Origin of the sequence: Streptomyces sp. NPDC056296, from assembly GCF_042268605.1 — a bacterium.
Classification (GTDB): Bacteria; Actinomycetota; Actinomycetes; order Streptomycetales; family Streptomycetaceae; genus Streptomyces.
Window position 1 is genome coordinate 49304 of sequence record NZ_JBHJRX010000022.1, and the last position, 20669, is coordinate 69972.

General features: G+C 72.8%; 19 protein-coding genes and 3 pseudogenes. 9 read left to right on the forward strand and 13 right to left on the reverse strand.

What is annotated here, in order from left to right; genetic code table 11:
* Positions 1–51: 51 nt before the first annotated feature.
* Entirely contained in the window at positions 52–801 is a 750-nt protein-coding gene (locus ACFCZF_RS18050; protein WP_376672487.1) for a hypothetical protein, read from the reverse strand.
* A gap of 1 nt (position 802) precedes the next feature.
* Positions 803–1339: an RNA polymerase sigma factor gene (locus tag ACFCZF_RS18055; RefSeq protein WP_375912820.1), complete on the reverse strand. Its 537-nt coding sequence runs from the start codon at positions 1337–1339 to the stop codon at positions 803–805.
* 350 nt (positions 1340–1689) lie between these two features.
* On the opposite strand from ACFCZF_RS18055, the gene ACFCZF_RS18060 reads away from it, so the two are divergent.
* Complete coding sequence (locus tag ACFCZF_RS18060) at positions 1690–2706, forward strand: aspartate-semialdehyde dehydrogenase (RefSeq protein ID WP_376672488.1); 1017 nt, start codon at positions 1690–1692, stop codon at positions 2704–2706.
* Positions 2707–2716: 10 nt separating this feature from the next.
* On the opposite strand, the gene ACFCZF_RS18065 is transcribed toward ACFCZF_RS18060, so the two are convergent.
* A complete protein-coding gene (locus tag ACFCZF_RS18065) occupies positions 2717–3202 on the reverse strand; it encodes a DUF1203 domain-containing protein (RefSeq protein ID WP_376672489.1) in 486 nt (161 codons plus the stop codon).
* Positions 3203–3314: 112 nt separating this feature from the next.
* Here ACFCZF_RS18065 and pepN point away from each other — a divergent pair, with 112 nt between their 5' ends.
* The gene (pepN, locus tag ACFCZF_RS18070) at positions 3315–5903 is read left to right on the forward strand and encodes an aminopeptidase N (protein ID WP_376672490.1); all 2589 of its coding nucleotides are present in this window, start codon (positions 3315–3317) and stop codon (positions 5901–5903) included.
* A gap of 333 nt (positions 5904–6236) precedes the next feature.
* On the opposite strand, the pseudogene ACFCZF_RS18075 reads toward pepN, so the two are convergent.
* From ACFCZF_RS18075 to ACFCZF_RS18085, 3 genes and pseudogenes are all read right to left on the reverse strand, one after another.
* A pseudogene (locus ACFCZF_RS18075) lies at positions 6237–7124 on the reverse strand (LysR family transcriptional regulator); the annotation flags it as partial.
* 29 nt (positions 7125–7153) lie between these two features.
* Positions 7154–8092, reverse strand: a complete 939-nt coding sequence (locus ACFCZF_RS18080; protein WP_376672491.1) for a DMT family transporter — start codon at positions 8090–8092, stop codon at positions 7154–7156.
* Between the two features lie 43 nt (positions 8093–8135).
* Complete coding sequence (locus tag ACFCZF_RS18085; protein WP_376672492.1) at positions 8136–9089, reverse strand: EamA family transporter; 954 nt, start codon at positions 9087–9089, stop codon at positions 8136–8138.
* Between the two features lie 119 nt (positions 9090–9208).
* Here ACFCZF_RS18085 and ACFCZF_RS18090 point away from each other — a divergent pair, with 119 nt between their 5' ends.
* The gene (locus tag ACFCZF_RS18090; RefSeq protein ID WP_376672493.1) at positions 9209–9718 is read left to right on the forward strand and encodes a MarR family winged helix-turn-helix transcriptional regulator; all 510 of its coding nucleotides are present in this window, start codon (positions 9209–9211) and stop codon (positions 9716–9718) included.
* 10 nt (positions 9719–9728) lie between these two features.
* Here the strand turns inward: ACFCZF_RS18090 and ACFCZF_RS18095 are convergent, their stop codons facing one another.
* The 4 genes from ACFCZF_RS18095 to ACFCZF_RS18110 all read right to left on the reverse strand — a co-directional run bounded on the left by ACFCZF_RS18095 (position 9729) and on the right by ACFCZF_RS18110 (position 14146).
* Complete coding sequence (locus ACFCZF_RS18095) at positions 9729–11192, reverse strand: FAD-dependent monooxygenase (RefSeq protein ID WP_376672494.1); 1464 nt, start codon at positions 11190–11192, stop codon at positions 9729–9731.
* A gap of 161 nt (positions 11193–11353) precedes the next feature.
* The gene (locus tag ACFCZF_RS18100; protein ID WP_375912843.1) at positions 11354–11635 is read right to left on the reverse strand and encodes a hypothetical protein; all 282 of its coding nucleotides are present in this window, start codon (positions 11633–11635) and stop codon (positions 11354–11356) included.
* Between the two features lie 93 nt (positions 11636–11728).
* Positions 11729–13831: a 4-alpha-glucanotransferase gene (malQ, locus tag ACFCZF_RS18105; protein WP_376672495.1), complete on the reverse strand. Its 2103-nt coding sequence runs from the start codon at positions 13829–13831 to the stop codon at positions 11729–11731.
* 9 nt (positions 13832–13840) lie between these two features.
* Positions 13841–14146, reverse strand: coding sequence for a hypothetical protein (locus ACFCZF_RS18110; RefSeq protein ID WP_376672496.1), 306 nt, complete (start codon positions 14144–14146; stop codon positions 13841–13843).
* A gap of 237 nt (positions 14147–14383) precedes the next feature.
* Here ACFCZF_RS18110 and ACFCZF_RS18115 point away from each other — a divergent pair, with 237 nt between their 5' ends.
* The 3 genes from ACFCZF_RS18115 to ACFCZF_RS18125 are packed head-to-tail and all read left to right on the forward strand — an operon-like array spanning position 14384 to position 16979.
* Positions 14384–14917, forward strand: a complete 534-nt coding sequence (locus ACFCZF_RS18115) for a PadR family transcriptional regulator (RefSeq protein WP_376672497.1) — start codon at positions 14384–14386, stop codon at positions 14915–14917.
* A complete protein-coding gene (locus ACFCZF_RS18120; RefSeq protein WP_376672498.1) occupies positions 14914–15621 on the forward strand; it encodes an ABC transporter ATP-binding protein in 708 nt (235 codons plus the stop codon). The genes ACFCZF_RS18115 and ACFCZF_RS18120 overlap by 4 nt, the downstream gene beginning before the upstream one ends.
* Complete coding sequence (locus ACFCZF_RS18125) at positions 15618–16979, forward strand: ABC transporter permease (RefSeq protein WP_376672499.1); 1362 nt, start codon at positions 15618–15620, stop codon at positions 16977–16979. The genes ACFCZF_RS18120 and ACFCZF_RS18125 overlap by 4 nt, the downstream gene beginning before the upstream one ends.
* A 171-nt stretch (positions 16980–17150) precedes the next feature.
* Here the strand turns inward: ACFCZF_RS18125 and ACFCZF_RS18130 are convergent, their stop codons facing one another.
* Complete coding sequence (locus ACFCZF_RS18130; RefSeq protein WP_376672500.1) at positions 17151–17612, reverse strand: NAD(P)-binding domain-containing protein; 462 nt, start codon at positions 17610–17612, stop codon at positions 17151–17153.
* A gap of 28 nt (positions 17613–17640) precedes the next feature.
* Here ACFCZF_RS18130 and ACFCZF_RS18135 point away from each other — a divergent pair.
* From ACFCZF_RS18135 to ACFCZF_RS18145, 3 genes and pseudogenes are all read left to right on the forward strand, one after another.
* Positions 17641–18048 (forward strand): annotated as a pseudogene (locus ACFCZF_RS18135) (MerR family transcriptional regulator); the annotation flags it as partial.
* 171 nt (positions 18049–18219) lie between these two features.
* Positions 18220–18567, forward strand: a pseudogene (locus tag ACFCZF_RS18140) (nuclear transport factor 2 family protein); the annotation flags it as partial.
* Between the two features lie 259 nt (positions 18568–18826).
* Complete coding sequence (locus tag ACFCZF_RS18145) at positions 18827–19483, forward strand: class I SAM-dependent methyltransferase (RefSeq protein WP_376672501.1); 657 nt, start codon at positions 18827–18829, stop codon at positions 19481–19483.
* On the opposite strand, the gene ACFCZF_RS18150 is transcribed toward ACFCZF_RS18145, so the two are convergent.
* Together ACFCZF_RS18150 and ACFCZF_RS18155 are read right to left on the reverse strand one after the other, a co-directional pair.
* Positions 19464–19667, reverse strand: coding sequence for a DUF397 domain-containing protein (locus ACFCZF_RS18150; protein ID WP_376672502.1), 204 nt, complete (start codon positions 19665–19667; stop codon positions 19464–19466). The two genes, ACFCZF_RS18145 and ACFCZF_RS18150, sit on opposite strands and share 20 nt — an antisense overlap.
* Before the next feature lie 3 nt (positions 19668–19670).
* A complete protein-coding gene (locus ACFCZF_RS18155) occupies positions 19671–20555 on the reverse strand; it encodes a DUF5753 domain-containing protein (RefSeq protein ID WP_376672503.1) in 885 nt (294 codons plus the stop codon).
* Positions 20556–20669: the final 114 nt, after the last annotated feature.

Here is a 20669-nt window from a genome sequence, read left to right on the forward strand (position 1 = left end):
GGGAGGGGCGGGCGCTCTGCGGGGTGCCCGCCCCTTTCCGCATGCCAGGGGTCAGTCGCAGGTGAGGGTGCGGGATTCCGGCAGGGACGCGGTGATCCAGGCGCGTTCGGCGGCGATGGCCTCCGCGCCGGTGATCACGGCGTCCGGGCTGTCGCCGTGCAGGGGGATGCCGATCAGCGCGCGGTCGCCCACGGCGAGCCGGGCGGTGGTGTCGTCCAGGACGAACGTGATCCGCTCGCCCGCCTTCCCGGGCCCCTCCCGCGGCTTGTAGGAGCGGGCCACGTCCAGGGTGATCCGGTGCTGCCCGGTCCCCGGCACCGGTTCGGCGCCGGTCACCGTGCCCTCGGCGACCAGACGGGCGCAGGCGAGGTAGCGGGGGCTGCCGAAGGCGACGCCACCGGACTGGGCGGAGTCCGCCTGCTCGTCGCTCGCCGCGGCCTTGCCGCTCGCCGCGTCCTCGGCTCCGTTCCCGCCCTGCACCACCAGCCACCCGAGCCCCGTAACCACCACACCGGCGCAGGCCACCGCGAGGGCGCCGAAGGCGACGGCGAGCGGACGGCGCCGGGGGCGGCGGGAGGGCTCCCGCACCGGGGAGGCCTCGGGGCGGGGAGGCGGCTCGCTCAGCGATCGCCCGATGATCCCCAGCTGCTCCCGCAGCAGCGCCACGTCGGCCGCCGCCGACCGGTACTCGGCATCGGCGTCCGCGCCCGCCCCGGGCGGCGGCGGTTCGCCCGTGATCGCGGCCATCAGCGCGTCGTGCCCACCGGGATGCCGTTCGGCGGGATGCTGTTCGGCGGCCATCTCACACCACCTCGTCCTCGTGCAGGCGGGCCCGCAGCGCCCGTACCGCCGTGTGCAGCCTGCTCTTGACCGTGCCCTCGGGGATGCCCAGCTCCTCGGCGATGCCGCGCACCGGCAGGTCGGCGTAGAAACGCAGGACGAGGACCTGGCGCTGGGCGTCGGGCAGCTCGTCCAGTCCCTGGGCGACGGCGAGGGAGAGCAGGCTGGTGTCCTCGCCGGACGGGTGCTCCGCCTGGCGCAGCGCCGCCAGGCGCTCGCCGAGCCGGTCCTGGCGGCGCCTGGCCCGGTGCCAGTCCATGGCCAGGTTGGAGGCGACGACCGCCGCCCACGCGGACACGTCGCGCGGCGCCTCGCGTCCGCTCGCCGTCCGCTCCAGCAACCGCAGGCGGACCTGCTGCACCCCGTCCGGCAGGTCCGCCTGCGGCACCCCGCCGAGCGCGAGCACCGCCCGCACCCGGCGTTCCTGGGCCGCGTCCAGGGGATCGTCGAGTACGCCGTCCCCCTGGCCGCGGCGGGCCTTTCTGCGCAGCACAGCCACCCCTCCCCCAGCCACGTTTCCCCTATGACGCCGGCGGGGCCCGAAACGTTCGCCCGGCCGGCGGAGACCTGGTGCGAGGCATACGTCACATCGTCGTGTGGGGTGGGAAGGGATGGGCAGGGGCGGAACAGCACAGCTTGCGGCGCGGGGCCCGGTCGAGGGGAATTCATGCAGCTCAGCCGGGGTTGCCGCCGAAGGACCGCGCCCGTTGTCCTGACCGCCGCGTCCCAGGGTGCGGGCACACCGCGCAAAGAATTGGACAGGTGGGCCGGGCTTCGCCCCATGATGGAAAAGTCTCGGCCGAGCAAAGCGCGCGTGAAGACACGCGCACAAACGGAGAAGGAGTCACCGTGAGGGTCGGAATCGTCGGAGCCACCGGTCAGGTCGGCACGGTCATGCGCAGGATCCTCACCGAACGGAACTTCCCGGTCACCGAGCTGCGCCTGTTCGCCTCGGCCCGCAGCGCCGGCAAGGAGCTGGACGGCGTGACGGTGGAGGACGCGGCCACCGCCGACTACTCCGAGCTGGACATCGTGCTGTTCTCGGCGGGCGGCGCCACCTCCAAGGCGCTGGCCGAGAAGGTCGCCTCCCAGGGCCCGGTCGTGATCGACAACTCCTCCGCCTGGCGCCGTGACCCCGAGGTCCCGCTGGTGGTGTCCGAGGTGAACCCGCACGCGATCACCGACCGCCCCAAGGGCATCATCGCCAACCCGAACTGCACGACGATGGCCGCGATGCCGGTCCTGCGTCCGCTGCACCATGAGGCCGGCCTCGAAGCGCTGGTCGTCGCCACCTACCAGGCCGTGTCCGGTTCCGGTCTGGCCGGCGTGGACGAGCTGTTCGACCAGGTCCAGAAGGTCGGCGCGGACGCCCCCAAGCTCACCCACGACGGTTCGGCGGTGGAGTTCCCGAAGCCGGACAAGTACGTGGCGCCGATCGCGTACAACGTGCTGCCGCTGGCCGGCTCCCTCGTGGACGACGGCCTGCACGAGACGGACGAGGAGCAGAAGCTCCGCAACGAGTCCCGCAAGATCCTGGAGATCCCGGAGCTGAAGGTCTCCGGCACCTGCGTGCGCGTGCCCGTCTTCAGCGGCCACTCCCTCCAGATCAACGCCCGCTTCGCCCGCCCGATCAGCGTGGAGCGCGCCAAGGAGCTGCTGGCCGGTGCCCCCGGCGTCGCGCTCACCGAGGTGCCGACCCCGCTGGAGGCGGCCGGTCAGGACCCGTCGTACGTCGGCCGCATCCGCCAGGACGAGACCGTGGACAACGGCCTCGCCCTGTTCGTCTCCAACGACAACCTGCGCAAGGGCGCGGCCCTGAACGCGGTGCAGATCGCGGAGCTGGTGGCGGCGGAGCTGAAGGGCTAGGCCCCTGGGGCTAGCCCCGCCTCACCTCGTAGAGGAAGCAGCCGTACTCGACGGCCCGGACGTGGACGAGCGCCACGGACGGGTCGTCGAACGCTTCCCGGAGGGCGGGTCCGAAGCCGTCGGGTCCTTCGGAGGCCTCGACCAGCCGCCCGCCGACGATGCGCCCGTCGGCCGAGTACCGGCGGAGGGTGCGGTGCGAGTTCGTGAAGGGGAGGCTGTCCGTCTCCGGTCCCGGGCACTCCTCGGCGTGGACGAAGACCGGCCCCTGCTCGTCGTACGCGCCCGGGTCGACGCCCGTCCCGGCCGCCCAGCGGCGCAGCGGGGCGTAGGAGACCAGGGCGATCGGCTCGCCGGGGCGGCTGCGGCGCAGGCAGCAGCGCAGCGGCGCGCCGCCCTCGTCGTCGGTGACCGGGACGGGCACGCGGCCCGCGTCGTCGGTGGCGCGCAGTTCCTTGAGGACGGCCGGCGCGACGGGCCGTGCGGTGTAGCTCTCCATGCGTCCACACTCGCGCCCGCCCGGCCCGTCCACCGGCGGGAAATGGACATCGCGCTCCGTGCGGGCCACGTGGAAGGATGGCGCAACCCACACATAACGAGGAGATGACCGCGTGCCTGGCACAAACCTGACTCGCGAAGAGGCGCGGCAGCGGGCGAAGCTGCTGACCGTTGACTCGTACGAGATCGATCTCGACCTCACCGGCGCGCAGGAGGGCGGCACCTACCGGTCCGTGACCACGGTGCGCTTCGACGTCGCGGAGACCGGCGACGAGAGTGGCGGCGAGTCCTTCATCGACCTGGTCGCGCCGACGGTCCACGAGGTGACGCTGAACGGCGACTCCCTCGACGCCGCCGAGGTGTTCCAGGACTCCCGCATCGCCCTGCCGGGGCTGCTGCCGGGCCGCAACATCCTGCGCGTGGTCGCCGACTGCGCGTACACCAACACCGGTGAGGGCCTGCACCGGTTCGTCGACCCGGTCGACGACCAGGCCTACCTGTACACGCAGTTCGAGGTGCCGGACGCGCGCCGCGTCTTCGCGAGCTTCGAGCAGCCGGACCTCAAGGCGACCTTCCAGTTCACCGTGAAGGCGCCCGAGGGCTGGACGGTCATCTCCAACTCGCCCACGCCCGAGCCGCAGGACGACGTCTGGGTCTTCGAGCCAACCCCGCGCATCTCGTCGTACATCACGGCGCTGATCGTCGGCCCGTACCACGCCGTGCACAGCGTGTACGAGAAGGACGGGCAGTCCGTCCCGCTCGGCATCTACTGCCGGCCCTCGCTCGCCGAGCACCTCGACGCGGACGCCATCTTCGAGGTGACCCGGCAGGGCTTCGAGTGGTTCCAGGAGAAGTTCGACTACCAGTACCCGTTCAAGAAGTACGACCAGCTCTTCGTGCCCGAGTTCAACGCGGGCGCGATGGAGAACGCGGGCGCGGTGACCATCCGCGACCAGTACGTGTTCCGCTCGAAGGTGACGGACGCCGCGTACGAGGTGCGGGCCGCCACGATCCTGCACGAGCTGGCGCACATGTGGTTCGGCGACCTGGTCACCATGGAGTGGTGGAACGACCTGTGGCTGAACGAGTCGTTCGCCACCTACGCCGAGGCCGCCTGCCAGGCCGACGCGCCCGGCTCGAAGTGGCCGCACTCGTGGACGACGTTCGCCAACCAGATGAAGACCTGGGCGTACCGGCAGGACCAGCTGCCGTCCACGCACCCGATCATGGCGGACATCAGCGACCTGGACGACGTGCTCGTCAACTTCGACGGCATCACGTACGCCAAGGGCGCCTCGGTGCTCAAGCAGCTCGTCGCGTACGTCGGTGAGGACGCGTTCTTCCGGGGCGTGCAGGCGTACTTCAAGCGGCACGCGTTCGGCAACACGCGCCTGTCCGACCTGCTGGGCGCCCTGGAGGAGACCTCCGGCCGCGATCTGAAGACCTGGTCGAAGGCGTGGCTGGAGACGGCCGGCATCAACGTGCTGCGCCCGGAGATCGAGACGGACGCCGACGGTGTCATCACGGCCTTCGCGATCCGCCAGGAGGCCCCGGCGCTGCCCGCTGGCGCGAAGGGCGAGCCGACGCTGCGTCCGCACCGCATCGCCATCGGCGCCTACGACCTCGACGCCGGCGGCAAGCTGGTGCGCGGCGAGCGCGTCGAGCTGGACGTGGACGGCGAACTGACGGCCGTACCGCAGCTGGTCGGCAAGCCCCGTCCGGCGGTCGTACTCCTCAACGACGACGACCTGTCGTACGCGAAGGTCCGCCTCGACGAGCAGTCCCTCGCCGTCGTCACCGAGCACCTGGGCGACTTCACGGAGTCCCTCCCCCGCGCACTGTGCTGGGCGTCCGCCTGGGACATGACCCGGGACGCGGAGCTGGCGACCCGCGACTACCTGTCGCTGGTGCTGTCCGGCATCGGCAAGGAGTCCGACATCGGTGTCGTGCAGTCGCTGCACCGCCAGGTGAAGCTGGCCGTCGACCAGTACGCCGCACCGACCGCCCGCGAGTCGCTGCTCACCCGCTGGACGGAGGCCACGCTGGCGCACCTGCGGGCCGCCGAGGCGGGCAGCGACCACCAGCTGGCCTGGGCGCGCGCGTTCGCGGCGACGGCGCGGACGCCGGAGCAGCTGGACCTGCTGGACGCGCTGCTGGACGGCACGCAGACGATCGAGGGCCTCGCCGTCGACACCGAGCTGCGCTGGGCGTTCGTGCAGCGGCTCGCGGCCGTGGGCCGGTTCGGCGGCTCGGAGATCCAGTCCGAGTACGAGCGGGACAAGACGGCCGCCGGTGAGCGCCACGCCGCCACCGCGCGTGCCGCCCGGCCGACCGAGGCGGCCAAGGCGGAGGCCTGGGAGTCGGTCGTCGAGTCCGACAAGCTGCCGAACGCCGTGCAGGAGGCGGTCATCGCCGGCTTCGTCCAGACCGACCAGCGCGAGCTGCTGGCGCCGTACACGGAGCGGTACTTCGAGGCGCTCAAGGGTGCCTGGGAGTCCCGTTCGCACGAGATGGCCCAGCAGATCGCGGTCGGCCTGTACCCGGCGGTGCAGGTGTCCCGGGAGACCCTGGACCGCACGGACGCCTGGCTGTCCTCCGCCGAGCCCAACGCGGCCCTGCGCCGGCTGGTCTCGGAGTCCCGCTCGGGCGTCGAGCGCGCGCTGCGGGCGCAGGCGGCGGACGCGGAGGCCTCCGGCGAGTAGGCGCTACGTCTCCAGGGGGCGTCCGGTGCTCGTCGCACCGGGCGCCCCCTCCCCTTTCCCCAGCGGGGTCAGGCCGGGGCCTGCCCGGTTTCCCTAGCGAGGTCAGGCCGGGGCCTGCCCGGCGCGCGGGGCGGGCCCCGGGCCGTCGGGAGCGACCCCGACCTGCGGGCCGTCGGAGGCGACCTGGGGACCGTCGGAGGACGCCCGCGGGCCGTCGGAGGCGACCTGGGGACCGTCGGAGGACGCCCGCGGGCCGTCGGAGGCGACCTGGGGACCGTCGGAGGGGACCTGGGGACCGTCGGAGGGCGCCCGCGGGCTGTCGGAGGTGGGGGTCGCGGCCGTCCGCAGGGCGTCCAGTACCCGCCCCACCGCCGCGCTCTCCTCGGCCCCCTTGCGCACCGCGCCGACCACGTGCCGCACCGGGCGGTCCGCGCGCAGCTCGCGCATGACGACCCCGTCCCGCGGCACGGCCGCCATGCGCGGGACCAGGGCGACGCCCATGCCCGCCTCGACCATCGCGAGGATCGCCGTCCAGCCGGCCGCCGCGTGGGCCTGGTCGGGCCGGAACCCGGCCGCCTCGCAGGCCGCCCGCGTGATGTCGGACCAGGGCCCGCTGCCGCCGAAGATCCACGGCTCGGCGGCGAGGTCGGCCAGCCGCAGCCCGTCCGCGCGGGCCAGCGGGTGGTCGCCGGGCAGGGCGACGTCCAGCGGGTCGGCGAGGAGGGGGACGCGGGTGAAGCGCGGGTCGGCGGCGCTCGGCGCCTGCGCGGCCAGCGACAGGGCGAGGTCCACCTCGCCGGCGGCCAGCAGTTCGTACGCCTCCTGCGCCTCGGCCTCGCGCACGCGCACCGCGATCCCGGGGTGCGTCGCCCGCAGCGCGGTCACGGCCGGTACGACGAGGGCGGGTACGGCGGTGGAGAAGGCGCCGACCCGCACCTCGCCGGCCTCCCCGTGGACGTAGGCCGCCAACTCGGCGTCGGCGCGTTCCAGTTGCTCGAACACCGCCTCGGCGTGCCGCAGCACCAGCCGGGCCGCGTCCGTCAGCCGGACCCGTCTGCCCTGGGCCTGGAGCAGCTCCACCCCGAGCTGTCTGGAGAGGTTCGTCAGCTGCTGGGAGACGGCGGACGGCGTCATGCGCAGCGCCTCGGCCGTCGCGGTCACCGTGCCCCGTTCCCGCAGCGTCCGCAGGATCTGCAGCTTGCGGATGTCCCAGTCGGCCATGGCGGCAACCTATCCGCGGGCGGCCCCCGTCACCGACGCGGCCCGGCCCCCGTGGCCGCGCCGAGGACGACGCCGCCGAGGATCAGCGCCATGCAGCCCGCCTGCGCCCAGCCGGTCGGCTCGGCGAGCAGCGCCCAGGACAGCAGGGCGACGCACACCGGCTGGAGGTAGTAGACGACCCCGGCGCGGGACGGACCGATCAGGGAGATCGCCTTGTTCCACGCGAAGAAGGCGACCGCGGAGGAGGCGACACCGACGTAGAGGAGGGGCAGGACGGTGCCCGGTGTCGGGCTGAAGCCGCCCCGGACGGCGAGGCTGACGCCCTGGGCGGGCAGCAGCAGGACCGTACCGAACAGGAACGTGGTGAAGAGGAACCCCGCTCCGTCCAGACCGGCGGGCCTGCGCCGCAGCAGCGCGCTGTACGACCCGAAGCAGCAGGCGGCGGCGATCATCCACAGGTCGCCGGCCGAGAAGGACGCCCCGCCTCCGACCAGCAGCAGCACGCCCGCGCAGGCGACGAGCAGCCCGGCGACCCGGCGGGCGCCGAGCCGTACGCCGCCGGCCCGTTCGAAGACGGCCATCAGGACCGGGGACGCCGCCATGATCATGCCCATGTTGGCGGCGGGCGTGGTGACGCCGGCCTGGTTGACCAGCGTGTTGTAGACGGTCACGCCGAGGAGGGAGGCCAGGAGTACGAAGCCGAGGTGGCGCCGGATCAGGTCACGTTGCCGCCAGGCCCGCCGGGCGCCGAAGGGGGCGACGACCGCGAGGGCCACCACCCAGCGCCAGAACGCGTGCTGGACGGGCGGCACGCTGTCGCCGAGGGCGCGGGAGGTGACGAAGCTCCCGGACCAGACGAGGGTGGCGAGCACGGCGAGCCCGAGGGCGACGGGGGCGGCGGGGGCTGCGGGCGCCGCTGCGGGGGTGTGCGCGGGGGTGGTGCTGGTCCGGGGGTCGGCTACGGCCACGGAGGTCCTTTCAGGTGGGCGGTGGGCGACGATCGCGGTGGGACTACCGTCGCAGCGCCGGACCCGTCAGGTCCATCGAATCTTTTCGACCGTTCTTTGAAGAAGAACTGAAAGATATGGGGGCGGGCTCGGCCGCCTCCGCGCGCGACGCGAGCTGCCCCGCGGCCGTCGCCCCGAAGGCCAGCGCCATGCCCACCAACTGGACCGGCGTCAGCGCCTGGCCGAGCGCCGCCCAGCCGACGACGGCGGCGGTCAGCGGCGAGAGCGGGCCGAGGAAGGTGACCTGGGTGGCGGAGAGCCGGCCGATGCCGCGGAACCAGAGCCAGTACGCCACCGCCGTGTTGGCCAGCGCCAGGTAGAGGTAGCCGCCGACCGCCGGGCCGTCCAGCGCGGGCGGGGCACCCTCGGCCAGGAGGGCGAGCGGCGCGATGAGCAGGCCGCCCGCGGTCAGCTGCCAGCCGGTGAGCGCGAGCGGGCCGACGCCGTCCGGGCGGCCCCACCGCTTGGTGAGCACGGTGCCGGCCGACATGGAGGCGGTGGCCGCGAGGGCCGCCAGCACGCCGAGCGCATCCAGCGCCCCGGCCGCCTTCAGCACCACCAGGCTGACGCCGAACGCGGCGACGACGCCGGTGAGCACGGACCGGGCGGTGGGCCGTTGCCCGAGCAGCAGCGCCGAGAGCCCGACGACGATCAGCGGGCCGACCGAGCCGACCGCGGCGGCCAGGCCGCCCGGCAGCCGGTACGCGGAAAGGAACAGCAGCGGGAAGAAGGCCCCGATGTTCAGCGCGCCCAGCACCGCCGCCTTCCACCACCAGGCCCCGCGCGGCAGCACCCGGGCGAGGGCGAGCAGCAGCAGACCGGCGGGCAGGGCCCGCATCAGCCCGGTGAACAGGGGCCGGTCGGCCGGCAGGAACTCGGAAGTCACGGCGTAGGTGGTGCCCCAGGAGACGGGGGCGAGGGCGGTGAGCGCGATGAGGGCGGGGCGACCGGCAGCCATGAGGGCACCCTTCGGGAGACGGGTGAGCGAAAAGCTCGACCGAGAGTAGCTTAGCGCTAAGCAAGATTCCGTCAAGCTACTTTCTTGCGGCCGAACGGAGTTGTCCCGATACTCGTGGCATGACTGAACGCTCCGAGCCGCGCAAGGACCCCGTCGACGCGATCATCGACCAGTGGGCGACGGTGCGGCCCGACCTGGACACGGCCGCCATGGAGGTGTTCGGCCGCGTCTTCCGGCTCGCCCGCGCGATGGGCGACCGGATGGAGAAGGCGTACGCGCGCTTCGGGATCTCCCGCGGGGAGTTCGACGCCCTGGCCACCCTGCGCCGCTCCGGCGAGCCCTACACGCTCTCCCCCCGGCAGCTCTCGGCCACGCTGATGCTCACCACCGGCGGCATGACCGGCCGCCTCGACAAACTCGAACGGGCCGGACTGCTGCGCCGCTCCCCCGACCCGCACGACCGCCGGGGACTGCAGGTCACGCTCACCGACCGGGGGCTGGAGCTGATCGACGAGGCGGTCGGCGCGGGCCTCGCCGCACAGACGGAGGCCCTGTCCGCCCTCGACGACGAACGGGCCGCCCAACTGGCCGGCCTGCTGCGGGACCTGCTCGCCGGCACCGAGAAGTAGGGGGGTCCGCTCAGCCCACGTGCGCGGCGACGGCCGCCTCGGTCTCCGCCGGGTCCGCGCCGTCCGCCGCCCAGGCCACGTGTCCGTCGGGCCGTACCAGCACCGCCGTACGCCGTCCGCTCGCCCAGCGCTCCACGGCCAGCCGGTCCGTCGCTTCCGGGGTCGATTCCTGGGGCGGTTCCGGGGTGATCAGCACGAACCGGCCCCCGCGCAGCGCCTCGTACAGCCGGCCGCTGCCCGCGAGGGCCACGTCGGGGACGCGGGTGCCGGTCAGCCGGTGGGCCCCACGGGGAGCGGGGTAGCGGTAGCCGATGCCGGTGACCTGGCCGGCCGCCCGGCGGCGGGCCGGGCCCACGTGGTCGAGGACGGTGGTGATCCCCGCCCGGAGCGCCAGCGTCCAGGGGCGCTTGGCCATGGCGAGGCGCACGAGCCCGCCGCTGCTGCGCAGCACCGACCTGCCGACGGGGTGTCGCTCGGCCTGGTAGGTGTCCAGCAGTTCGGGACCGGCGTGCCCGTGCAGCACGGCCGCCAGCTTCCAGCTCAGGTTCGCCGCGTCCTGGAGCCCGGTGTTCATGCCCTGACCGCCGGCCGGGGTGTGCACGTGCGCCGCGTCACCGGCGAGGAAGACCCGGCCCACGCGATAGGCGGGCGCCTGGCGTTCGTCGCTGTGGAAGCGGGACATCCAGCGGGCGTCGCGCATCCCGAAGTCCCGGCCCAGGGCGAGCCGGGTGATCTCCTTGATCTCGTCGAGGTCGAGCGGCTCGCTGTCGGGGACGTTCCGGCCGCGGTGCCAGCCGATCACGCGGTGGTACCCGTCGCCGAACGGCGCGAGGAAGGCGAAGGCGTCCCCGACGGCGTTGACGGTGAGCAGGGTCTCCGGCGGCTCGGCGAGCGTTACGTCGGCGAGCACGACGGACCTGATGACGGAGCGGCCGGGGAAGGGCAGCCCGATCGCCTCGCGCACGGTGCTGCGCATCCCGTCGGCGCCGACGACGTACGCCGCCCGCAGGGTCGCCGTCTCCCCGTCCGGGCCCCGGACCTCGACACTCACGCCGTCGTCCGGGTCCGCACCACCGCCGGCACGCTGCGCCAGGCCGGTCACCTCGGTCTCGTACCGGAACTCCACCCCGGCCTTCACCGCGCGCCGCTCCAGCACCTTCTCCACCTCGTACTGCGGGACGACGAGGAGGTGGTTGAAACGGGAGGGGAGGGCGCCGAGGTCGACGGTGAGCCGGCCGAAGAGGCCGAGGCGTTCGAGGGGTTGGCCCACGGCCTCCAGCTCGTCGGCGAGCCCCCGGGCGTCGAGCTGTTCGAGGGTGCGGGCGTGCACGGCGAAGGCGCGGGAGAGGTTGCTGATCCGGTGCGGGCGCTTCTCGACGAGGGTGACGGAAACGCCGGCGGCGGCCAGGTCACCGGCCAGGAGGAGGCCGGTGGGACCGGAGCCGACGACGATCACGGGGCGGGTGCCGTTCATGTGGCCTCCTGTGAGATGCGCACGCACGCTGCACGCTGCTCACTCCTGCCCGGCCGCCGCGGCCGTCACACGCACGCCGAGGGCGCCGGTCCCCGCCCGCACACGACTGACGCGCGTACGTGCGGTGGGACCGGCGCCCTCGGTGGAGCTGAGGTGGGCCGTCAGACCTTGGCGTCGGCCTTGGGCCGGGTCTTGATGTTGCGGGAGGTCACGCGGTGCTCTTCCTTGGACCTGTCCAGGACCATGACCAGGCCCGCGATGATCACGAACAGCGCGATCGGGGCCACGACGTAGAGACCTAGCGTCTCGACGACGCTCAGGCCCGTGCCGGGGTCGTCGCCGTCGTCGCGGGTCAGCGCGAGCGCGGGGGACGACATGAGCAGCATCATCAGCGTCGTACCGGCTGCCAGGGCGCCGGCGCGCAGGGCGTTCTTCTTGTCCACGGTGCAAAGTTAGCGAACGGCCGGAAGGGTCGCGCGCCCGGGGTGCCGTACGGGGTCGTACGGGGACCGCGAGTGGTCTCCGGGCGGGCCCGCTCAGTCGCCGTCGCGGTCCCGTACGACGTCGATCAGGGCGTGCAGCCGGGCCGAGGCGGCCAGGTCCTCCAGGGTCACGGGGCGGCCCTCGGCGTCGGCGACGGGCAGGCGCCAGTTCGGGTACTGGTCCCAGGTGCCGGGAAGATTCTGCGGGCGTCGGTCGCCGACGGCGTCCGGGAGCCAGATGCCGGCCATGCGGGCGGGGGTGCGCAGCAGGAAGCGGTGGACGGCCTGGATGCCGGCCTCCTCTGAGGGTGTGCCGGTGTCGCCGCCGGTGCCGTGCAGCAGGCCGAGCCGGGCCAGTACGTCCAGCCACTCGGCCGTGTCAGCCGACGCCTCGGCCCGCTCCTCCTCCAGCGGACGGGTGAGCAGGCCGAGCCGGTCGCGGAGTTCGACGTGTTCGCCGGTGAGGCGGGCGGCGGTGGACGGCAGATCGTGGGTGGTGGCGGTGGCCAGGCAGTCGGCGCGCCAACGGTCGGGGGGCAGGGGTCGGCCGTCGCCCGCCCAGTCGCGTTCGAACCACAGCACGGAGGTGCCGAGCACCCCGCGTTCGCGCAGCGCCTCGCGCACGCCGGGTTCCACGGTGCCCAGGTCCTCCCCGATGACCACGGCGCCGGCCCGGGCGGCCTCCAGGACGAGGACGGCGAGCATCGCCTCGGCGCCGTAGCGGACGTAGGTGCCCTCGGTGGGCGGGTGGCCCTCGGGGACCCACCAGAGCCGGAACAGGCCCATGACGTGGTCGATGCGCAGGGCTCCGGCGTGGCGGAACAGGCCCCGCAGCAGGCGTCGGAAGGGCGCGTAGCCGGACTCGGCGAGGCGGTCGGGGCGCCAGGGCGGCAGGCCCCAGTCCTGGCCGCGGGCGTTGAAGGCGTCGGGCGGCGCGCCCACCGACATGCCGGCGGCGAAGTACTCCTGCTGCGCCCAGGAGTCGGCGCCCTGCGGATGCACCCCCACGGCGAGGTCGTGGACGATCCCGACCGGCATCCCGGCCTCGCGGGCGGTGCGCTGGGCGGCGGTGAGCTGGGTGTCGGTGAGCCAGGTGAGGCGGGAGTGGAAGTCGACGCGGTCCATCAGCTCGGTGCGGGCGCGGTCGGTCTCGGCCGAGCGGGGATCGCGCAGGCCCTCGGGCCACCGGTGCCAGTCGGAGCCGTGGACCTCGGCGAGCGCGCACCAGGTCGCGTGGTCCTCCAGGGCCGTGCCCTGTTCGGCGAGGTAGTCGCAGTAGGCGGCGCGGCGGCCGGGCCCGAGGGGGACCTCGCGGAGCAGTTCGAGGGCCTCGCGCTTCAGCTCCCACACGGCGTCCCGGTCGATCAGGGCGTCCTTGTCCAGCACGGCCTCGCGCAGCCGTCCGGCCCGCTCCTGGAGGGTCCGGGCGCGCTCGTGGTCGGTGACGTACGCGAACTCGGGCACGTCCTCGATCCGCAGGTGGACCGGGTCGGGGAAGCGGCGCGAGGAGGGCCGGTACGGGGAGGGGTCGGTGGGGGCGCCGGGCACGGCCGCGTGCAGCGGGTTGACCTGGACGAACCCGGCGCCGAGGGCGCGTCCGGCCCAGGCGGCCAGTTCGCCGAGGTCGCCGAGGTCGCCCATGCCCCAGGAGCGGCGGGAGAGGAGGGAGTAGAGCTGGACGAGGAGGCCGTAGGAACGTGTGGCGGGGACGGGCAGCCGGGCGGGCGCGACGATCAGGTGGGCCAGGGCGGTCCGGCCGTCGGGCGCGGTGGCGGCCAGGCGGTGGACGCCGGCCGGAAGCCCCCCGGCGTCGGCGCGGGTCTCGCCCTGCTCGGTGTCGACGCGCAGCCGGGTGCCCTCGGGCAGGGCGGCCAGGGCGGCGGGGGTGCCGCCGTCGCTCCAGGCGACCACGGTGGGCGGCAGCAGGCGTGCGCGCAGCACGGACTCGCGGGCGGCGAGCGCGGCGCGTACGGCCTCCGGCGTGCTCGTGTCCACGCCGAGGGCGGCCAGCGCGAGGGTGACGGCGGTGGCCGAGGCCGCGACGGTGCGGTCCGGGGAGGGGCTGTAGGAGGTGGCGACGCCGTGCAGGGCGGCGAGCCGGGTCAGATCCTCGGGAAGGTCCTCGGTGGGGGGCTCGGCCGGCCGGGCTGCTGGCATCTGTGACCTCTACGACCTCGTGGGTTCCGGGACGGCGAAGGACGGGCCGCCCTGCTCCGGCACGTCCGCCGTGAGTTCGGGCGAGGACTCGCTGGTCAGCGGCACGGCGTCGGCGAACGGCGACTCGCTGGTGAGGGGCTCGGCGTCGGGCAGCGGCGGTTCGCTGGTGAGCGGTGCCTCGGCGCAACTGCCGGTGGCGCCGAAGACGCAGTAGTGCGGGGTGTCGGAGGCGGCGGAGGGCTCCGCCCAGGGGGTGGACGGCTCCACCACGGGTTTGGACGGGGCCGGGAGCAGAAGCGGTGCCAGTGCAACCACGGGGGTCTCCTTCGTCGAGCGTTGTTTCGAGCACGCTTTTGGCGCGTTACGGCAGCCCTACCCAGTCAGCGCGAGGTCAGGCGCCCCAGCAGCGACAACGTGGTCCTGGTCACACTCCATCCCCGCAAACTCTCCCCAAATCCGGGCGAAACAGTCACCTGACCCGCCCGAAGCGCCCGGACACACTTCCACCCCAGCTATTCACTCAGTACATGTACTCAGTGAATAATGGTCCTCATGAGCACCCGTCACATCCTGCTGGGGCTGCTCGCCTCGGGGCCGAGCCATGGCTACGACCTGAAGCGACGCCACGACGAACGCTTCCCCGAGGCGCGTCCGCTGGCCTACGGGCAGGTCTACACGACCCTGCAACGCCTGGTCCGGGACGGTCTCGCGGAGGTCGACGGCACCGCGTCGGACGGCGGTCCGGAGCGGACCGCGTACCGCGCGACGGACGAGGGCGGCCGCGAACTGGCGCGGTGGGCGGGCGAGATCGCACCGCCCGCGCCGTTCGTGACGAACGAGATCTTCGCCAAGGTCGTCGTCTCGATCCTCACCGGCGGCGACGCGGGCGCCTATCTGCTGGCCCAGCGTGCCGCCCACATGGGCCGGATGCGGGAGCTCACGGCGGTCAAGACGGCCCCGGGCACGGACCTGACGACCGTGCTCTCGGCCGACTACGCCCTCAACCACCTGGACGCCGACCTCCGTTGGATGACCACCACGGCGGCCCGGCTCACCACTCTGACCGCGGAGGTCCGCACAGCATGACGAACGGGGACACGAACGGGACCACGGCGGGGCCGCTGCTCGCGGCCCGCGACCTGGTGAAGTCCCACGGCAGGACGGAGGCCCTGCGCGGCGCCTCGGTCGAGCTGCGGGCCGGCGAGATCCTCGCCGTCACCGGGGCCAGCGGCAGCGGGAAGTCGACGCTGCTGCACTGCCTGGCCGGGATCGTCCGTCCGGACGCGGGCTCGGTGACGTACGCCGGTCAGCGGCTGGAGGAGCTGCCGGAGAAACGGCTGAGCGAGCTGCGCCGCACCGACTTCGGGGTGGTCTTCCAGTTCGGGCAGCTGATCCCGGAGCTGACGGCGCTGGACAACGTGGCGCTGCCGCTGATGCTGGCCGGCACCGGCCGCACCGAGGCGCGGGCGCGGGCCGGTCAGTGGCTGGAGCGGTTCGGAGTGCGTGGGCAGGAGGAGCTGCGGCCGGGCGAGATGAGCGGCGGGCAGGCGCAGCGGGCGGCGCTGGCCCGCGCGCTGGTCACCGGGCCGAAGGCGGTCTTCGCGGACGAGCCGACCGGGGCGCTGGACTCGTTGGCGAGCGAGCAGGTGATGACGGCGCTCGCGCACACGGCCCGGGAGTCGGGCACGGCGGTGCTGCTGGTCACGCACGACGCCCAGGTGGCGGCGTACGCGGACCGCGAGGTCCAGCTGCGGGACGGTGCCGTGGCGCCGCTGGAGGTGACGGCGTGAGCACGGTGACCTCGGACGTCCGGCTGGCCCGGCAGCTCGTACGCGGGTCGGACCGGCGGGAGTGGTGGCGGATCATGCTGACGGCGGCGGGCGCGGCCCTCGCGACGGGCTTCGCGCTGGCGGCCGTCACGCTCGCGTCCCTTCGGGGTGGCCTGACCGTCTCCGTCGGCCACGGCCTGCTGAACGAGCCCGGCACCCGGGCCGGAGTGATCGTCAGTCTGCTGATGCTGCTGGTTCCGGTGCTGGGCTTCCTCGGTCAGTGCGCCCGGATCGGCGCCGTCCACCGCGACCGGCGGCTGGCCGGGCTGCGGCTGGCCGGGGCGACGCCCTGGCAGGTGCGGCGGATCGCGGCGCTGGAGACCGGGCTCGCGTGTCTGGCGGGCTCGGCGGTGGTGACCGTCTTCTCCGTCCTGCTCCTGCTGCGCCTGTGGAGCCGGCCGACCGCCCTGACCTGGGCGGGCATCGCGCTGGTCGCCGTCGGGGTGCCGGTGCTGGGCGCGGTGGCGGGGGTGCTGGCGCTGCGTCGGGTGGTGGCCTCGCCGCTGGGCTGGGTACGCCGGACGCGGCCGACGACGGGCCGCGGCCCTGGGCTCCTCTTCCTGGCCGCGCTGCTGCTGGTGGCGGTGCTGGCGCCGCTCGCCGTGGCCACGACCGGCTCCGGTTCGGGCGGACGGGACCACCGGCAGGGCCCGTTGACCGTGTTCGCCCTGGTCATCGCGGTCGGTGCCGGTGCGGTGTGGCTGTCCGGGGCCACGGCGCGGCTCACCGGGCGGCTGCTCGCCGGGCGGGCCCGGACCCCGGCCCCGCTCATCGCGGCGGAACGGCTGCGCGCCGACCCGTGGGCACCGGCCCGCACCCACGCCGCGGTCCTGCTGGTGACGGTCGCCGGTACGGCCTTCCTGTGCGTCCGGCACGCGATGCTCACCGAGTTGCGCTCCCGGGAGTGGCACCTCGGCGCCGACATGGCGTACTACACCACCGGCCTCGATCTGACCGGCGCCGCCGTCCTCGTCGCCCTCGCGATCACCCTGTCCGGCCTCGCCGTGGGCACCGCCGAGTCGCTGTCCACCCGTCGCCGGGCCCTGGCCGCCCAGGTCGCGGCGGGAGTGCCGCGTACGGTCCTGAACCGGGCCCTGCTGCTGGAAACCGCCGTCCCGCTCGCGCCCGCCCTGCTGCTGGCCGGTACCGGGGGCCTGGCGGTCGGCGTCTGGTACTCCACGGCGACCGGCGTCGGCTCGGTGCCGTGGACGGCCCTGCTGGTCGCGCCCGCGGTGTACGCGTCCTGCCTCCTGTCGGCGGCGACGGCGCTGCCGCTGCTGGGGCGCTCGGTACGGCCCGGGGAGCTGCGGTACGTGTGACGGCCCCCAGGGGGTGTGCGCGCAAGTCGCGCGGCCACGTCCGTTCTGGCAAGGGCGGGGCCTTACCGAAAGACGTGAGCATTCGGCGGGTAACTGTCATCTGGGCGCTCAAAGGAGCGGCTTCAGGACAGAAGGGGCACGAGTGCTCACGGTTGACCGTTTAGTGCCGCATCAGGCAGCGTTAGCCCTGTCAGTAGTGCGCCTCAACGTCGTATGAAACCGGGGGGCGCCCATGCCCGCCAGCGTCGCCCGATGCTTGTCGAAGACATCCTCGCCTCGCTCGGTTGCCCAGCTGACCGCCGCGTGTGCCTCATTCGGGGTACCGGAGTTGAGGTTCACCAATGCGCGGCCCTTCAAGGCGTCACCAGCGGAGTCGAGGACCGCGTACATGGTCTCGTAGTCCTTCAGGCACATGATCGTGACAGGGCTCGCGGACACCGCCTCGGCGACGGTCCCCGCGCGGTGGACGCCCTTGGTGACGAGGCTGTCGGCTTTCTCCGGGGTGCGGTTCCAGTCGGTCGTGGGGTGGCCGTGTTCCAGAAGCGTCTCGGCGAGGGCGAGGCCCATAGGGCCGAGGCCGATGACGGTAACGGGTGCGTGGTGCTGCGGGCTTGCTGATCGCTGGTTCGTCATGCGGCATAGACTGCTGTCTCTCATCGATGTGAGAGTCAACCGAACGTGGTGGTCGTCACATGCGCATGGGGAGTTCTCCCGGCGGACCGGGGTCAGCCAACGCCTGCTGCGCTATTACGAGGAGCAGGGGCTGCTCAAGCCATCGCGGCGGACAAGCGGATATCGCGAGTTCACGGAAGAGGACATAGCCACAGTGCGGGGCATCCGTATGCTGCTCGGCGTCGGTCTCAACACCGCCACGATCGCCGAACTGATGCCCTGCATGGTCGACGACGGGCAGACCCTGGCGCCAGCCTGTTCTGGCATGCTGCCCGACCTGAACCGGGAACGTGAACGCATCAACGAGGCCGTGGCCGGCCTGCTGGCCGCACGGGACACGCTGGACGCCGTCATCGCCGCCACGGCGCCGACCGGAGGCGACGACCCGGAAGCCTGCGGAACCGCTCGGCATCAGGTTGGACCAGGGGCGGACACCCGATCTGCCACTCGCACATCGGGCTACTGCTTGGGCGGCCGTGCCAGGTTGCTCCTCAATCCCCGAGGTCGGGTGTCAGTGGCTCGTGCAAGGGTGCCGCCCATGGAGTCTTCGGAAGTGGTTGAGGCATTGTGGGATCGGATCCAGGCGCGCGATTGGTCGGCTGTCGCCGGTTTGGTCGCAGAGGACGTCGTGGTGGAGTGGCCGATCAGCGCAGAACGCATCGTCGGCAACAAGAACTTCGTCGCGGTGAACAGCGAATACCCGGGGGGTTGGTCGATTCGGGTGCTGCGGATCGTGGCTGACGGCAACGAGGTGGTCTCCGAGGTCGAGGTGCCGCACGACGCGTTCGGCGTGTTCCGCGCGGCCTCGTTCTGGACCGTCGAGCAGGGACAGATCGTGCGCGGCCGGGAGTACTGGACAAGCGTCGGTGCTGATCCGCGCCCGCAGTGGCGAGCGGCTCTGGTCGAACTCATGTGAGGTGGCCCTGCCCCTCGCATCGACTGTCCGGCTGATTCGACCGTGACATGAGAAGGGCCGTGCGGGTGAGGCCGGCCGTGAAGCTGGCCTGGGCCCGCTTCGCGAATCCAGGGGCGGGGGCGGCGCCAGTCCTCGCCCCGGATTGACACCTACGCCGAGACGCATCTGGCGATCGCCGGCCTCGTCTCCGACCGGGCCGCACGGCGCCCCACCCACTCGAACCTTCAGGACCAACACGTCCCGAGGTCGTAAGGAATCCATGACGTCACCGCCTCATCGACTCCTCCAGGCGCTCGACCGCTTCAACGCCGCTCACCCCTGGGACCACAACGCCCACTACCACCGTTGGATACTGCGCCGACTTCCCCACCGGTTCGGCAGCGCGCTGGACGTCGGTTCCGGCAGTGGTGACCTGGCCCGGCTTCTCGCCACCCGCGCCGACGAAGTCCACGGCGTCGACTCCGACCCCCTGATCACCTCGCAGGCACGCGCGCTGACCCCGGAGGGGACGGCGGCGTCCTTCACCGTCGCGGACGCCCTGACGGGACTCCCCGCCGGACCTTACGACGTCATCACCTGCGTCGCCACCATCCACCATCTGCCGTTCACCGAGGCCCTCGACACCTTCCGCCGGCATCTGGCTCCCGGCGGCACCCTGGTCGTCGTCGGCCTCTTCCGGCCGCGGACCGCCACGGACCACCTCCTCGGCGCGGCCGCAGTCCCGCTGAACGCGGCCACCGGGTGGCTCAAGAACAGGGGCCGGAGCGCTGCCCCGCCCACCTCGATGACCGCCCGGACCCGTCCGGCCGACATGCCCTTCTCCGACATCACCGAAGCGGCCCGCACGGCTCTGCCCGGCGCCCGGCTGCACCGCCGGCTCTTCTGGCGCTACACACTCACATGGAGCCACCCTTGAGCGGGCACGCCCCCAACTCCCCCGCGAACCGAGCCCAGACCTGCGGCGCGATGCGAAGTATCGGCCCGTCGGCGGGGATTTTGGAGTCACGGACGGCCACCGTCCCGGGAACGTTGAGGGCGACCTCGACGCACTCACCAGAGGTATTGCTGTGGCTGGACTTCACGAAGTCGAATTCGTACACCGGTCAAATCTCCTGTCGGATGGCCTCGATGAGGCGAGTGGAGTCACGCTGCGCCAGGCTCCGCCGGGCCGTGCGATCGAAGAGGTCGCCGTACTCGCTGCTCGCCGCTTCGTTCTCCACCCACACGCTGGACGCGATGGTGTCGGCCTGGACCACATCCACCGCCTCGGCCTCATGGAACGACAAGATGGTGAACGGGCCCGTGATGCATGGGTGGCCCCCAGCATGGAACGGCAGGACCTGAAGACGGACGTTCTCCAGTTCGGCGACTTCCAGGAGCCGTTCGAGCTGTCCTCGCATCGTCCCAGACCCGCCGATCAACTGCCGCAACGCCGCCTCCCAGACGACGGCATACACCTCCAGCGGGCGCTCACCCACCAAACGATCCTGCCGACGCATTCGGATGTCGACGATCCGCTCGATCTCCGCAGGGTCCTCCCAGGAGCCGACACCTTCACTGACCGCCAGCGACCGTGCGTATTCAGGGGTCTGGAAAAGACCCGGCACAAGCGAGAGCTGCCATGTGCGTACGCGACTGGCAGCGTCTTCCATGGCGATGTACTCGGTCAGCGCTCCAGGATGGGGTGAGTCCTGCCACCACCCCTTCGCCTTGCGCCTCTCACGATCCAGACCGGCCAGTTCCAGTAGCTGGGCCACGGCTTTCCGGTCCGCCAGGCCATAGAACTCGCACAGCGCACGGATATCCGGATCACGCATCGGCACCCAGCCGCGTTCCATCTTGACGATCTTCGAGTTGGTCGCACTGATGACCTCGGCTGCCTGCTGCTGCGTCTTGGCCGCGGCATCTCGCAGACGCAGGAGTTCTCCACCGAGCCTGCGCCCGAGCACAGTTGACGCCCGGTTCCCGAGTTGCGTGGTTCGAGTCACCCCCACATGTTGCCGGACGCGATCCACTGGAGACGCAATGGAGACAAATGTCTCCGAACCAGTTGCACCCGCGACACAAGGGCCACTACTTTCAGTATCCAGCCGCTTACTCCG